This is a genomic window from Citrobacter sp. SX206 (genome assembly GCF_024181025.1).
GTDB lineage: Bacteria > Pseudomonadota > Gammaproteobacteria > Enterobacterales > Enterobacteriaceae > Citrobacter > Citrobacter youngae.
Window position 1 is genome coordinate 4,376,525 of sequence record NZ_CP049738.1, and the last position, 14,753, is coordinate 4,391,277.

At 50.5% G+C, this 14,753-nt stretch carries 10 protein-coding genes, 6 tRNA genes, 3 rRNA genes and 1 pseudogene; 2 read left to right on the forward strand and 18 right to left on the reverse strand.

What is annotated here, in order from left to right:
* Positions 1 to 143 precede the first annotated feature (143 nt).
* From rplL to G8S19_RS21135, 11 genes are all read right to left on the reverse strand, one after another.
* Positions 144 to 509: a 50S ribosomal protein L7/L12 gene (rplL, locus tag G8S19_RS21085; protein WP_000028882.1), complete on the reverse strand. Its 366-nt coding sequence runs from the start codon at positions 507 to 509 to the stop codon at positions 144 to 146.
* A gap of 66 nt (positions 510 to 575) precedes the next feature.
* Positions 576 to 1,073: a 50S ribosomal protein L10 gene (rplJ, locus tag G8S19_RS21090; protein WP_005132895.1), complete on the reverse strand. Its 498-nt coding sequence runs from the start codon at positions 1,071 to 1,073 to the stop codon at positions 576 to 578.
* A gap of 418 nt (positions 1,074 to 1,491) precedes the next feature.
* Positions 1,492 to 2,199, reverse strand: a complete 708-nt coding sequence (rplA, locus tag G8S19_RS21095; RefSeq protein ID WP_005132897.1) for a 50S ribosomal protein L1 — start codon at positions 2,197 to 2,199, stop codon at positions 1,492 to 1,494.
* Between the two features lie 3 nt (positions 2,200 to 2,202).
* Complete coding sequence (gene rplK / locus G8S19_RS21100) at positions 2,203 to 2,631, reverse strand: 50S ribosomal protein L11 (protein WP_003033122.1); 429 nt, start codon at positions 2,629 to 2,631, stop codon at positions 2,203 to 2,205.
* 155 nt (positions 2,632 to 2,786) lie between these two features.
* A complete protein-coding gene (nusG, locus tag G8S19_RS21105) occupies positions 2,787 to 3,332 on the reverse strand; it encodes a transcription termination/antitermination protein NusG (protein ID WP_003033125.1) in 546 nt (181 codons plus the stop codon).
* 1 nt (position 3,333) lies between these two features.
* The gene (gene secE, locus G8S19_RS21110; RefSeq protein WP_003033128.1) at positions 3,334 to 3,717 is read right to left on the reverse strand and encodes a preprotein translocase subunit SecE; all 384 of its coding nucleotides are present in this window, start codon (positions 3,715 to 3,717) and stop codon (positions 3,334 to 3,336) included.
* Positions 3,718 to 3,947: 230 nt separating this feature from the next.
* Positions 3,948 to 5,132 carry an elongation factor Tu gene (gene tuf, locus G8S19_RS21115; protein ID WP_003031109.1) on the reverse strand — a complete coding sequence of 395 codons (1,185 nt, stop codon included), beginning with the start codon at positions 5,130 to 5,132 and terminating at the stop codon, positions 3,948 to 3,950.
* A 118-nt stretch (positions 5,133 to 5,250) separates the two neighbouring features.
* Positions 5,251 to 5,326, reverse strand: a tRNA-Thr gene (locus G8S19_RS21120).
* 5 nt (positions 5,327 to 5,331) lie between these two features.
* Positions 5,332 to 5,406: transfer RNA gene (locus G8S19_RS21125), tRNA-Gly, on the reverse strand.
* A 115-nt stretch (positions 5,407 to 5,521) separates the two neighbouring features.
* Positions 5,522 to 5,606 (reverse strand) — tRNA-Tyr (locus G8S19_RS21130).
* Between the two features lie 8 nt (positions 5,607 to 5,614).
* A tRNA-Thr gene (locus G8S19_RS21135) sits at positions 5,615 to 5,690 on the reverse strand.
* A 19-nt stretch (positions 5,691 to 5,709) separates the two neighbouring features.
* Here G8S19_RS21135 and G8S19_RS21140 point away from each other — a divergent pair.
* Positions 5,710 to 5,790, forward strand: a pseudogene (locus G8S19_RS21140) (hypothetical protein); the annotation flags it as partial.
* Positions 5,791 to 6,080: 290 nt separating this feature from the next.
* Positions 6,081 to 7,031 carry a type I pantothenate kinase gene (coaA, locus tag G8S19_RS21145; protein WP_043018507.1) on the forward strand — a complete coding sequence of 317 codons (951 nt, stop codon included), beginning with the start codon at positions 6,081 to 6,083 and terminating at the stop codon, positions 7,029 to 7,031.
* Positions 7,032 to 7,066: 35 nt separating this feature from the next.
* On the opposite strand, the gene birA is transcribed toward coaA, so the two are convergent.
* From birA to G8S19_RS21180, 7 genes are all read right to left on the reverse strand, one after another.
* Positions 7,067 to 8,029, reverse strand: coding sequence for a bifunctional biotin--[acetyl-CoA-carboxylase] ligase/biotin operon repressor BirA (birA, locus tag G8S19_RS21150; RefSeq protein ID WP_124022169.1), 963 nt, complete (start codon positions 8,027 to 8,029; stop codon positions 7,067 to 7,069).
* Positions 8,026 to 9,054 (reverse strand): UDP-N-acetylmuramate dehydrogenase, encoded by a 1,029-nt coding sequence (gene murB / locus G8S19_RS21155; RefSeq protein WP_253685860.1) that lies wholly within the window; start codon positions 9,052 to 9,054, stop codon positions 8,026 to 8,028. The genes birA and murB overlap by 4 nt, the downstream gene beginning before the upstream one ends.
* 185 nt (positions 9,055 to 9,239) lie before the next feature.
* A 5S ribosomal RNA gene (rrf, locus tag G8S19_RS21160) occupies positions 9,240 to 9,355 on the reverse strand.
* A gap of 96 nt (positions 9,356 to 9,451) precedes the next feature.
* Positions 9,452 to 12,358, reverse strand: a 23S ribosomal RNA gene (locus tag G8S19_RS21165).
* A gap of 206 nt (positions 12,359 to 12,564) precedes the next feature.
* A tRNA-Ala gene (locus tag G8S19_RS21170) sits at positions 12,565 to 12,640 on the reverse strand.
* 111 nt (positions 12,641 to 12,751) lie between these two features.
* Positions 12,752 to 12,828 (reverse strand) — tRNA-Ile (locus G8S19_RS21175).
* Positions 12,829 to 12,899: 71 nt separating this feature from the next.
* Positions 12,900 to 14,441, reverse strand: a 16S ribosomal RNA gene (locus G8S19_RS21180).
* The 16S, 23S and 5S rRNA genes sit together here with 2 tRNA genes alongside, the layout of an rRNA operon.
* Between the last annotated feature and the right edge of the window lie 312 nt (positions 14,442 to 14,753).

The following is a 14,753-nucleotide window of genomic DNA, read 5'->3' on the forward strand; positions in this document are numbered from 1 at the left end:
GTCGATAGAAACAAGCATTGAATGGCACAGCAGTAGTCAAACAGTGTGAAATGCTACTGGCGCCTTACAGCGCAAAAAGGCTGGTGACTAAAAAGTCACCAGCCATCAGCCTAATTTCTTAGGCTGCAACCAGAAAAGTTGGCTTATTTAACTTCAACTTCAGCGCCAGCTTCTTCCAGAGATTTTTTCAGTGCTTCTGCGTCGTCTTTGCTCACGCCTTCTTTCAGCGCAGCCGGTGCAGATTCTACCAGGTCTTTAGCTTCTTTCAGACCCAGGCCAGTTGCGCCACGTACTGCTTTGATAACAGCAACTTTGTTAGCGCCAGCAGCTTTCAGAATTACGTCGAATTCAGTTTTTTCTTCAGCAGCTTCAGCCGGGCCCGCAGCTACAGCTACAGCAGCAGCAGCAGAAACACCGAATTTTTCTTCCATTGCAGAAATCAGTTCTACAACGTCCATTACGGACATAGCGGATACTGCTTCAATGATTTGATCTTTAGTGATAGACATTTAAATTGTTCCTGAAAATCAGAATAAGTTTATACGTAAGCAGATGCTTGAGAAAGATAACTGCGATTAAGCAGCTTCTTTCGCATCGCGTACAGCAGCCAGAGTACGAACCAGTTTGCCAGCCGAAGCTTCTTTCATGGTTGCCATCAGGCGTGCAATTGCTTCTTCGTAGGTCGGCAGGGTTGCCAGGCGATCGATGTTCGATGCCGTGATCAACTCACCTTCAAAGGCTGCGGCTTTGACCTCAAATTTTGCATTCGCTTTCGCGAACTCTTTGAACAGACGAGCAGCAGCGCCCGGGTGTTCCATAGAGTATGCAATCAGGGTCGGACCAACAAACGTGTCTTTCAGGCACTCGAACTGAGTACCTTCAACGACGCGGCGCAGCAGGGTGTTACGAACAACACGCATGTATACGCCAGCTTCACGACCTGCTTTACGCAGTTCAGTCATTTTATCTACAGTTACGCCACGGGAATCCGCAACTACTGCAGACAGCGCGCCTTTGGCTACTTCGCTGACTTCAGCAACAATCGCTTGTTTGTCTTGAAGATTTAAAGCCATTAGCTTTGCTCCTGGATGTTTGCCGGAACTCATGTTCCGGAACTCACTTCACTCTCCCCAACGGAGAGAGCGTCTAAATACGGTGAGCAGAAACAAGCCAGAGTATCAGAAATAATCTTAGCGTTCTGTCACCGTCTACGCAGGGCATTAAGTTTCTGACGAAACACCTGCGGTCTTCGACGGAGGCCTGGATAGGCCAGGCTCCAACGAACAAATCTTGTCTATGACTTCGCCCTTTGAACCGTAGCTGCGTTAGCTGCTCTCGTTCACACCGGTCATGTAGTTAACTACACTCCCAGCGATTCACTCAATTGCTGCCTTGCTACAATTCAAATGACTCGCATAGAGTTCTGTTTATTTCAACAGAAACGTGGGGGTAAGATTGTAGACAAAATCACCGCCCACGTAAAGGCGAATATTAGTTCGCCACAGTCGCAGTCAGACCGGACTGATCAACGGCAACACCAGCACCCATGGTGGTGGAGATGCTAACTTTCTTGATGTACACGCCTTTTGCCTGAGTCGGTTTTGCTTTTTTCAGCGCAACCAGCAGAGCTTCCAGGTTTTCTTTCAGTTTGTCAGCGTCAAAATCCACTTTACCGATGGTGGTGTGGATGATGCCGTTTTTGTCGTTACGGTAACGAACCTGACCCGCTTTAGCGTTCTTAACAGCTTCAGCAACGTTAGGGGTTACAGTACCAACTTTCGGGTTTGGCATCAGGCCGCGCGGACCCAGAACCTGACCCAGCTGGCCAACAACGCGCATTGCATCCGGGGAAGCAATAACAACGTCAAAGTTCATTTCGCCTTTCTTGATCTGGTCAGCCAGATCTTCCATACCTACCAGCTCAGCGCCTGCAGCTTTAGCAGCTTCAGCGTTTGCGCCCTGGGTAAATACGGCTACGCGAACGGAACGGCCAGTACCGTGCGGCAGTACAGTTGCACCACGTACGTTCTGGTCAGATTTACGAGCGTCGATGCCGAGGTTAACAGCAACGTCCACGCTTTCTACGAATTTAGCAGTGGCCAGCTCTTTCAGCAGAGCGATAGCTTCGTTGATGTCGTACTGCTTAGTAGCATCAACTTTGTCACGGATCACGGACATGCGCTTGGTCAGTTTAGCCATTTCTTAGTCCTCCACTACCAGGCCCATGGAACGTGCAGTACCTTCAATGGAGCGAGTCATCGCTTCAATGTCGGAACCAGTCATGTCGGCAGCTTTGGTCTGCGCGATTTCCTGCAACTGAGCGCGGGAAATTTTACCCACTTTGTCTTTGTTCGGCTTGCCGGAACCAGACTTGATACCAGCCGCTTTCTTCAGCAGAACTGCTGCCGGAGGCGTTTTGGTAACGAAAGTGAAAGAACGGTCAGCGTAAACGGTGATAACAACCGGGATCGGCAGACCTTTTTCCATGGAATCAGTCTTAGCGTTGAACGCTTTGCAGAATTCCATGATGTTCACGCCTTGTTGACCCAGTGCTGGACCTACCGGCGGACTCGGGTTAGCCATACCAGCTGCAACCTGCAGCTTGACATAGGCTTGGACTTTCTTAGCCATTCTAAATTCCTCTGATTGGGTTATAGCGCCTCAAGGAGGCTCCCCGTGATTAAATTCGTTTTACGGATAGGATCCATAAAAACAAAAGGCGCGAAATTGTATTCCAATCTCGCGCCTTGTGCAACGATTAAATCGTCGCTTTTTTGATCGGCGTATTAGGCTTTTTCAACCTGAGCGAAGTCCAGTTCAACCGGAGTCGCACGACCGAAGATAGATACGGAAACTTTCAGACGAGACTTCTCGTAGTCCACTTCTTCAACGACGCCGTTAAAGTCAGCAAACGGACCGTCGCTAACGCGAACCATTTCACCTGGTTCAAACATCGTTTTCGGACGCGGCTTATCGCCAACCTGCTGCAGACGGTTCATGATCGCATCAACTTCTTTGTCGCTGATCGGCGCCGGACGGTCAGATGTACCGCCGATAAAGCCCATCACACGCGGCACACTGCGCACCAGGTGCCAGCTTGCATCATTCATCACCATCTGGACCAGTACATAGCCCGGGAAGAATTTACGTTCGCTCTTGCGACGCTGGCCGCCACGGATTTCGACCACTTCTTCGGTCGGCACCATGACTTCGCCAAACAGCTCTTCCATATTTTGTAACTTGATATATTCGCGCAGCGATGTGGCTACGCGGCCTTCAAAACCGGAAAACGCCTGAACGACGTACCAGCGCTTTTTAGGGGCTTCAGACATCTTAGAACCTCAGGCCAGTGATAAAGGATACCAGGCGAACCAGAATACCATCCAGTCCCCACAGGATCAGTGACATTACCGCAGTGACCGCAGCAACGATCAGCGTGGTGTGCAGCGTTTCCTGGCGAGTTGGCCAAATGACCTTACGGACTTCGGTTCTCGCTTCACGGGCAAAAGCAACGGTCGCTTTACCTTTTGTTGTCAACAGCGCGACACCACCCGCTGCGGCAATCAGAATCACTACGGCCAGCGCACGCAGCGGCAGCATCATGTCACGATAGAGGTAGTTGCCAACGATAGCTACAAGCAGCAATACAGCGACAACAACCCACTTCATCGCTTCCAGGCCGCGCCCGCTTCCTTGAGCTTCGGTATTCGCACTCATAAACCAACCTGTCAGAAGTATTCTACAAACATTTTCACCCCGCGTAAGCGAGGCGATCCAAACCGAAATGCTCTGGTGCGTTTCGGACTAAACGCCCTCTTCAGAGCCTGTCTCAGCAATGATTATGACAAAAAAAATCACTGATGAGCCAGGTTCTGGTGTGAAAGCGTGCAAAAAGGGCATCAAATGATGCCCTTTTATTGCGCATTGCGTCAAATGTTATTCGGCAATTAGCTCATTACTTTGGCAACAACGCCCGCACCTACAGTACGGCCGCCTTCACGGATTGCGAAACGCAGACCGTCATCCATCGCGATTGGGTGGATCAGGGTAACAACCATTTTGATGTTGTCGCCCGGCATTACCATCTCTACGCCTTCCGGCAGTTCGATGGTACCCGTCACGTCAGTAGTACGGAAGTAGAACTGCGGACGGTAGCCTTTGAAGAACGGAGTATGACGGCCGCCTTCGTCTTTGGACAGAATGTACACTTCAGATTCGAACTTGGTGTGCGGCTTGATAGAGCCCGGCTTAGCCAGTACCTGACCACGTTCGATTTCTTCACGTTTGATACCACGCAGCAGAACACCAACGTTCTCACCAGCACGGCCTTCGTCCAGCAGTTTGCGGAACATTTCAACGCCAGTACAGGTAGACTTGGCAGTCTCTTTGATACCAACGATTTCAACTTCTTCACCAACTTTGATGATACCGCGTTCTACACGACCGGTAACAACGGTACCACGACCGGAGATGGAGAATACGTCTTCGATTGGCAGCAGGAACGGCTTATCGATAGCACGTTCTGGTTCCGGGATGTAAGAATCCAGGAAGCCAGCCAGTTCGATGATTTTCGCTTCCCACTCTGCTTCGCCTTCCAGCGCTTTCAGAGCAGAACCACGAACGATCGGCGTATCGTCGCCCGGGAAATCGTACTGAGACAGAAGTTCACGAACTTCCATTTCTACCAGTTCCAGCAGCTCTTCGTCATCAACCATGTCGCATTTGTTCAGGAACACGATGATGTATGGAACGCCTACCTGACGACCCAGCAGGATGTGCTCACGAGTCTGCGGCATCGGGCCGTCAGTCGCAGCAACAACCAGGATCGCGCCGTCCATCTGCGCAGCACCGGTGATCATGTTTTTAACATAGTCGGCGTGGCCCGGGCAGTCTACGTGTGCGTAGTGGCGAGTCGGGGTGTCATATTCAACGTGAGAAGTGTTGATGGTGATACCACGTGCTTTTTCTTCCGGCGCGTTATCGATCTGATCGAATGCGCGAGCAGCACCGCCGTAGGTTTTAGCCAGAACGGTAGTGATTGCAGCGGTCAGCGTTGTTTTACCATGGTCAACGTGGCCGATAGTACCGACGTTAACGTGCGGTTTAGTACGTTCAAATTTTTCTTTAGACATCGATTGTCCCTCTAAGACACGGATAAATCGGTGATATCACCACATCAACCAGGCAATATACCTGAGCTGTTGAATGCTTTTAAAAGTAAACAGAGAGAAACGGGAGGGAGAAGTGAAGTGGTGCTGATACCCAGAGTCGAACTGGGGACCTCACCCTTACCAAGGGTGCGCTCTACCAACTGAGCCATATCAGCACGTCTGGAGCGGGCAGCGGGAATCGAACCCGCATCATCAGCTTGGAAGGCTGAGGTAATAGCCATTATACGATGCCCGCATCCTGAAACTCGGCTACCCAGTTCTTTCTGTAACAAAAAAGAGATTTCTCTCTTTTATGTTTGAGCTGATTAAATTTTTTAACCAACTCAGGCGGCGATAACGCTGCCAGAAAGTGGTGGTGGGGGAAGGATTCGAACCTTCGAAGTCTGTGACGGCAGATTTACAGTCTGCTCCCTTTGGCCGCTCGGGAACCCCACCGGACTTGATGGTGCCGACTACCGGAATCGAACTGGTGACCTACTGATTACAAGTCAGTTGCTCTACCTACTGAGCTAAGTCGGCATCAAGTAGCGCGCATTTTATGGATACCTGCGTGCTCATGCAACTAAAAAATTGCATAAAATGTTCTTCCGCTCACATTTTGCACTATACGCCCGATAAATAATCTATTTCTTATCTGAATTGCACAAATTTCCAACGTTGAGCGTTATAACCGGAGAGGGTTTTGCTCCGTTATTCACGTCCAGACAGAGAGAAAGCACATCTTTATACATCTGGAATACTCGTCACAATGCTTTTCAGGGGACGATTTTTTCTTATTATTCCCCCTCATCTGGTGTTACCCTCCTGCCCATTGTCCAAATTAACTGAAATGTGCGTGCCATTGCGTGCCGGGGATGATTTCGTTTTTTATCACTGACCTGATATAGCAATGACAGCCAGACCATGCGTATGAGTATAAAAGAGCAAGCGTTAACGTCGCCTTACCTACAGTTTGATCGCAACCAGTGGGCTGCGCTTCGTGATTCAGTGCCGATGACCCTGACCGAGGAAGAGATTGCTCGTCTTAAAGGCATTAACGAAGACTTATCGCTGGAAGAAGTTGCCGAGATTTATTTGCCTCTATCGCGTTTGCTAAATTTTTACATCAGTTCGAACCTGCGACGTCAGGCAGTGCTGGAGCAATTTTTAGGCACGAATGGCGAGCGTATTCCTTATATCATTAGTATTGCAGGCAGTGTTGCGGTGGGTAAAAGTACAACCGCACGCGTTTTGCAGGCACTGCTTAGCCGCTGGCCAGAGCACCGCAAAGTTGAGCTGATTACGACCGATGGGTTTCTTCACCCAAACCAGGTGTTGAAAGAACGCGGGCTCATGAAGAAGAAAGGTTTCCCTCAGTCTTATGATATGCACCGTCTGGTAAAATTTGTTTCCGACCTGAAGTCAGGCGTCCCTAACGTCACAGCGCCGGTCTATTCTCATCTGATCTATGATGTGATCCCTGATGGTGACAAAACCGTTGCCCAGCCGGATATATTGATTCTCGAGGGGTTAAATGTATTACAAAGCGGAATGGACTATCCCCACGACCCGCATCATGTATTTGTTTCTGACTTCGTCGATTTTTCTATTTACGTTGATGCTCCAGAAGAATTACTCCAGACATGGTATATCAACCGCTTCCTGAAATTCCGTGAAGGGGCATTTACCAACCCGGACTCTTATTTCCATAACTATGCAAAATTATCAGAAGATGAGGCTATCAACACTGCCACATCGCTATGGAAAGAAATCAACTGGCTGAATTTAAAGCAAAATATTTTACCAACGCGTGAAAGAGCCAGCTTGATAATGACTAAAAGTGCCAATCATGCCGTTGAGCAAGTCAGGTTAAGAAAATAAATAAAAAAGGGGAGCCGATGCTCCCCTTCTTTTTATTATTCAGCGCTTCTGAGCGATATTTCCCCACCCATCCATGGCTTTATCTCACCATTCTGCTCCAGCAATAGTGCACCTTGAGTATCTATTCCCCGCGAGACACCAAATATTTCTTTATCGCCAATAATGAGTTTAACCGGGCGGTTGATAAAGTTATCAAGTGCCTTCCAGCGTGATAAATAAGGCACTAACCCCTCTTGCTCAAACAGTATCAGTGCAGCACGAAGCTCGCGGATCAGTCGAGCCGCAAGAGTATTACGGTCAATGTTTATGCCTGCTTCCTGTAGGTTAATCCACCCCTGATTAACCACATTCTCTTCGACCCGGCGCATAGACATGTTAATTCCGGCACCAATAACGATTTGTGCGGCATCACCCGTCTTACCAGTGAGTTCTACCAGGATCCCTGCCAGTTTACGATCGAGCAAATAGAGATCATTAGGCCATTTAACACGAACTTTATCCGCACCCAGATCGCGTAAAACCTCAGCCATGACGATACCAATGACCAGACTCAGGCCAATTGCAGCGGCCGGGCCCTGCTCCAGGCGCCAGAACATAGAGAGATACAGGTTAGCACCAAATGGCGAAAACCATTTACGCCCACGCCGACCACGACCAGCCTGCTGATACTCCGCCACGCAGGCATCTCCGGATTCCAGTTGCCCAATTCGATCCAGCAGATACTGGTTGGTTGAATCGATTACGGGTAGAACAGTAATGTTTCCGCCACCCAGCTGAGAATGAATAAGTGATGAATCTAATAGCTGGATAGGTTCAGGTAAGCTATATCCTTTACCAGGGACAGTAAATACATCAACACCCCAGTCACGTAGCGTCTGGACATGCTTATTGATTGCCGCACGGCTCATTCCCAGCGTTTCACCGAGTTGCTCACCGGAGTGAAATTCGCCATCGGCTAATAATGAAATAAGCGTCAGGGGGACGGTATTATCCTTCATGCAACGATCTCCACGGCATTCACCTCACCCTGCGGGCCGATAAACCGGACTTCCGGTTCGAGCCAGACATTGAATTTCTCACCGACTTTTTGGCGTACGTGATGCGCAAGTTGCACCACATCCTGACTCGTCGCATGCTCTGCATTTATCAGCACCAGTGCCTGCTGCTGATGTACCGCTGCGCCACCAATGCGCATGCCTTTAAGCTGGCATTGATCGATAAGCCAGCCAGCAGCCAGTTTCACAGAACCATCAGCCTGCGGGTAATGAGGCGCAATCGGAAATTTCGCCAGTAGTTCCTGTGCGATATCCGAACTGACAACCGGATTTTTGAAGAAACTCCCCGCATTACCGTTTACTTTTGGATCGGGCAGCTTTGTGGTGCGCATATGACAAACAGAACCAAAAACCTGCTGAGGCGTTACCGTTGCAGGATCCAGGCGCGTCAGGTCACCGTAAGTGAGGACGGGCTGCCACTGTTTAGGTAAACGCAGCCCAACGGCTACAATCGCGAAACGATCCTGGTACTCATGCTTGAAGATACTGTCGCGGTATCCAAATCGGCATTCTGTGGCACTTACACGCAGATGCTTACCGGTAGCCAGTTCAATGCAGTCCACATATTCGCAAACACGCTGAAGTTCCACACCATAAGCACCAATATTCTGGATTGGCGATGAGCCAACACAGCCGGGAATAAGCGCCAGGTTTTCCAGTCCAGGCATGCCAAGCTGCAATGTATGCTGTACCAGATGATGCCAGTTCTCACCAGCCCCAACATGTAGGTACCACGCGTCAGGCTTCTCTGTAACCTCTATACCTTTAATACGATTGACGATCACTGTTCCCTGGAAGGTATCAAGAAACAGGACGTTACTCCCTTCGCCCAGGATCAGTACTGGATGATGTGATGCATTGGCTAATTGCCAGGCATTCAGTAGTTGTTGCTCATTTTCGGCGCGGACAAGTTCATTAGCTTGTTGATCGATACCGAAGGTGTTCCAGGCTTTAAGGGAGTGATTCATAGACGCTTTCCTGATGCAAAATCGCGCTTAGTTTACCGCATATGCTGCAGGATGGCTTGTGTTATGGAGGCTCAGGATGTTGCTTTGCCCCCGATGGTACGCGCTGCGCCGCATCCGGCAATGTGCACCCCGCACAGACGCAAAAAAGCCCATCCGTCAGGATGGGCTTCTTCACTTTAATTAATGCCTGGCAGTTCCCTACTCTCGCATGGGGAGACCCCACACTACCATCGGCGCTACGGCGTTTCACTTCTGAGTTCGGCATGGGGTCAGGTGGGACCACCGCGCTACAGCCGCCAGGCAAATTCTGTTTATCAGACCGCTTTATGCGTTCTGATGTCATCTGTAATCAATGCTGAAAATCGTCTCAATTCCGCCAAAACATCTTCGGCGTTGTAAGGTTAAGCCTCACGGTTCATTAGTATCGGTTAGCTCAATGTATCGCTACACTTACACACCCGACCTATCAACGTCGTCGTCTTCAACGTTCCTTCAGGAGACTTATAGTCTCAGGGAGAACTCATCTCGGGGCAAGTTTCGTGCTTAGATGCTTTCAGCACTTATCTCTTCCGCATTTAGCTACCGGGCAATGCCATTGGCATGACAACCCGAACACCAGTGATGCGTCCACTCCGGTCCTCTCGTACTAGGAGCAGCCCCCCTCAATTCTCCAGCGCCCACGGCAGATAGGGACCGAACTGTCTCACGACGTTCTAAACCCAGCTCGCGTACCACTTTAAATGGCGAACAGCCATACCCTTGGGACCTACTTCAGCCCCAGGATGTGATGAGCCGACATCGAGGTGCCAAACACCGCCGTCGATATGAACTCTTGGGCGGTATCAGCCTGTTATCCCCGGAGTACCTTTTATCCGTTGAGCGATGGCCCTTCCATTCAGAACCACCGGATCACTAAGACCTGCTTTCGCACCTGCTCGAGCCGTCACTCTCGCAGTCAAGCTAGCTTATGCCTTTGCACTAACCTCCTGATGTCCGACCAGGATTAGCTAACCTTCGTGCTCCTCCGTTACTCTTTAGGAGGAGACCGCCCCAGTCAAACTACCCACCAGACACTGTCCGCAACCCGGATTACGGGTCCACGTTAGAACACCAGCCATTAAAGGGTGGTATTTCAAGGTTGGCTCCATGCAGACTGGCGTCCACACTTCAAAGCCTCCCACCTATCCTACACATCAAGGACCAGTGTTCAGTGTCAAGCTATAGTAAAGGTTCACGGGGTCTTTCCGTCTTGCCGCGGGTACACTGCATCTTCACAGCGAGTTCAATTTCACTGAGTCTCGGGTGGAGACAGCCTGGCCATCATTACGCCATTCGTGCAGGTCGGAACTTACCCGACAAGGAATTTCGCTACCTTAGGACCGTTATAGTTACGGCCGCCGTTTACCGGGGCTTCGATCAAGAGCTTCTCCTTACGGATAACCCCATCAATTAACCTTCCGGCACCGGGCAGGCGTCACACCGTATACGTCCACTTTCGTGTTTGCACAGTGCTGTGTTTTTAATAAACAGTTGCAGCCAGCTGGTATCTTCGACTGATTTCAGCTCCATGAGTAAATCACTTCACCTACATATCAGCGTGCCTTCTCCCGAAGTTACGGCACCATTTTGCCTAGTTCCTTCACCCGAGTTCTCTCAAGCGCCTTGGTATTCTCTACCTGACCACCTGTGTCGGTTTGGGGTACGATTTCGTGTTACCTGATGCTTAGAGGCTTTTCCTGGAAGCAGGGCATTTGTTACTTCAGCACCGTAGTGCCTCGTCATCACACCTCAGCGTTAAAAAGGTACCGGATTTACCTGGAACCTCCGCCTACATGCTTAAACCGGGACAACCGTCGCCCGGCTAACATAGCCTTCTCCGTCCCCCCTTCGCAGTAACACCAAGTACAGGAATATTAACCTGTTTCCCATCGACTACGCCTTTCGGCCTCGCCTTAGGGGTCGACTCACCCTGCCCCGATTAACGTTGGACAGGAACCCTTGGTCTTCCGGCGTGCGGGTTTTTCACCCGCATTATCGTTACTTATGTCAGCATTCGCACTTCTGATACCTCCAGCATGCCTCACGACACACCTTCAACGGCTTACAGAACGCTCCCCTACCCAACAACACATAGTGTCGCTGCCGCAGCTTCGGTGCACAGTTTAGCCCCGTTACATCTTCCGCGCAGGCCGACTCGACCAGTGAGCTATTACGCTTTCTTTAAATGATGGCTGCTTCTAAGCCAACATCCTGGCTGTCTGTGCCTTCCCACATCGTTTCCCACTTAACTGTGACTTTGGGACCTTAGCTGGCGGTCTGGGTTGTTTCCCTCTTCACGACGGACGTTAGCACCCGCCGTGTGTCTCCCGTGATAACATTCTTCGGTATTCGCAGTTTGCATCGGGTTGGTAAGTCGGGATGACCCCCTAGCCGAAACAGTGCTCTACCCCCGAAGATGAGTTCACGAGGCGCTACCTAAATAGCTTTCGGGGAGAACCAGCTATCTCCCGGTTTGATTGGCCTTTCACCCCCAGCCACAAGTCATCCGCTAATTTTTCAACATTAGTCGGTTCGGTCCTCCAGTTAGTGTTACCCAACCTTCAACCTGCCCATGGCTAGATCACCGGGTTTCGGGTCTATACCCTGCAACTTAACGCCCAGTTAAGACTCGGTTTCCCTTCGGCTCCCCTATTCGGTTAACCTTGCTACAGAATATAAGTCGCTGACCCATTATACAAAAGGTACGCAGTCACCCCATAAAGAGGCTCCCACTGCTTGTACGTACACGGTTTCAGGTTCTTTTTCACTCCCCTCGCCGGGGTTCTTTTCGCCTTTCCCTCACGGTACTGGTTCACTATCGGTCAGTCAGGAGTATTTAGCCTTGGAGGATGGTCCCCCCATATTCAGACAGGATACCACGTGTCCCGCCCTACTCTTCGAGTTCACAACCTGTGCATTTTGGTGTACGGGACTATCACCCTGTACCGTCGGACTTTCCAGACCGTTCCACTAACACACAAGCTGATTCAGACTCTGGGCTGCTCCCCGTTCGCTCGCCGCTACTGGGGGAATCTCGGTTGATTTCTTTTCCTCGGGGTACTTAGATGTTTCAGTTCCCCCGGTTCGCTTCATTACGCTATGTATTCACGTAATGATAGTGTGTCGAAACACACTGGGTTTCCCCATTCGGAAATCGCCGGTTATAACGGTTCATATCACCTTACCGACGCTTATCGCAGATTAGCACGTCCTTCATCGCCTCTGACTGCCAGGGCATCCACCGTGTACGCTTAGTCGCTTAACCTCACAACCCGAAGATGTTTCGTAAAACACCACCGTGTTGCGAAAATTTGAGAGACTCGAACACACCATTTTTCATTTCTTATTACGGAGAAATGAAACAGTGTGTCGTTTCAATTTTCAGCTTGATCCAGATTTTTAAAGAGCAAAACTTCGCAGTGAACCTTTTCAGGTACACTCTGAAGTTTTCTTGTGTTTTTGCAGTAAAGATGGTGGAGCTATGCGGGATCGAACCGCAGACCTCCTGCGTGCAAAGCAGGCGCTCTCCCAGCTGAGCTATAGCCCCATCGTAAAACTGTTTTCTCTGTTACCGTTAATTCGGTGTCGGGCAAGGCGTGGTGACACGAAGCATACTGAAGTATGCGAGCGTCGCCGCAACGCAGCACGGCAGCGAATTTGGTAGGCCTGAGTGGACTTGAACCACCGACCTCACCCTTATCAGGGGTGCGCTCTAACCACCTGAGCTACAAGCCTGCAGAGATTTTCTTACTGCTAATTTTCATCAGACAATCTGTGTGAGCACTACAAAGAACGTTTCTTTAAGGTAAGGAGGTGATCCAACCGCAGGTTCCCCTACGGTTACCTTGTTACGACTTCACCCCAGTCATGAATCACAAAGTGGTAAGCGCCCTCCCGAAGGTTAAGCTACCTACTTCTTTTGCAACCCACTCCCATGGTGTGACGGGCGGTGTGTACAAGGCCCGGGAACGTATTCACCGTGGCATTCTGATCCACGATTACTAGCGATTCCGACTTCATGGAGTCGAGTTGCAGACTCCAATCCGGACTACGACGCACTTTATGAGGTCCGCTTGCTCTCGCGAGGTCGCTTCTCTTTGTATGCGCCATTGTAGCACGTGTGTAGCCCTACTCGTAAGGGCCATGATGACTTGACGTCATCCCCACCTTCCTCCAGTTTATCACTGGCAGTCTCCTTTGAGTTCCCGACCGAATCGCTGGCAACAAAGGATAAGGGTTGCGCTCGTTGCGGGACTTAACCCAACATTTCACAACACGAGCTGACGACAGCCATGCAGCACCTGTCTCACGGTTCCCGAAGGCACCAAGCCATCTCTGGCAAGTTCCGTGGATGTCAAGAGTAGGTAAGGTTCTTCGCGTTGCATCGAATTAAACCACATGCTCCACCGCTTGTGCGGGCCCCCGTCAATTCATTTGAGTTTTAACCTTGCGGCCGTACTCCCCAGGCGGTCGACTTAACGCGTTAGCTCCGGAAGCCACGCCTCAAGGGCACAACCTCCAAGTCGACATCGTTTACGGCGTGGACTACCAGGGTATCTAATCCTGTTTGCTCCCCACGCTTTCGCACCTGAGCGTCAGTCTTTGTCCAGGGGGCCGCCTTCGCCACCGGTATTCCTCCAGATCTCTACGCATTTCACCGCTACACCTGGAATTCTACCCCCCTCTACAAGACTCTAGCCTGCCAGTTTCGGATGCAGTTCCCAGGTTGAGCCCGGGGATTTCACATCCGACTTGACAGACCGCCTGCGTGCGCTTTACGCCCAGTAATTCCGATTAACGCTTGCACCCTCCGTATTACCGCGGCTGCTGGCACGGAGTTAGCCGGTGCTTCTTCTGCGAGTAACGTCAATTGCTGAGGTTATTAACCTCAACACCTTCCTCCTCGCTGAAAGTACTTTACAACCCGAAGGCCTTCTTCATACACGCGGCATGGCTGCATCAGGCTTGCGCCCATTGTGCAATATTCCCCACTGCTGCCTCCCGTAGGAGTCTGGACCGTGTCTCAGTTCCAGTGTGGCTGGTCATCCTCTCAGACCAGCTAGGGATCGTCGCCTAGGTGAGCCGTTACCCCACCTACTAGCTAATCCCATCTGGGCACATCCGATGGCAAGAGGCCCGAAGGTCCCCCTCTTTGGTCTTGCGACGTTATGCGGTATTAGCTACCGTTTCCAGTAGTTATCCCCCTCCATCGGGCAGTTTCCCAGACATTACTCACCCGTCCGCCACTCGTCACCCAAGGAGCAAGCTCCTCTGTGCTACCGTTCGACTTGCATGTGTTAGGCCTGCCGCCAGCGTTCAATCTGAGCCATGATCAAACTCTTCAATTTAAGTTTGATGCTCGTGAATTAAACTTCGTAATGAATTACGTGTTCACTCAGAGACTTGGTATTCATTTTTCGTCTTGCGACGTTAAGAATCCGTATCTTCGAGTGCCCACACAGATTGTCTGATAAATTGTTAAAGAGCAGTTGCGACGCGCTTTAGCGCTCTGTCGCGAGGTGGCGTATATTACGCTTTCCTCATTCAGAGTCAAGCATTTATTTTTGCTTTTCTCCGCTGACCCGGCGGCGTGTAATCCGTTGTTCCGTGTCAGTGGAGGCGCATTATAGGGAGTTATTTCAGGCTGACAAGGGGAAATT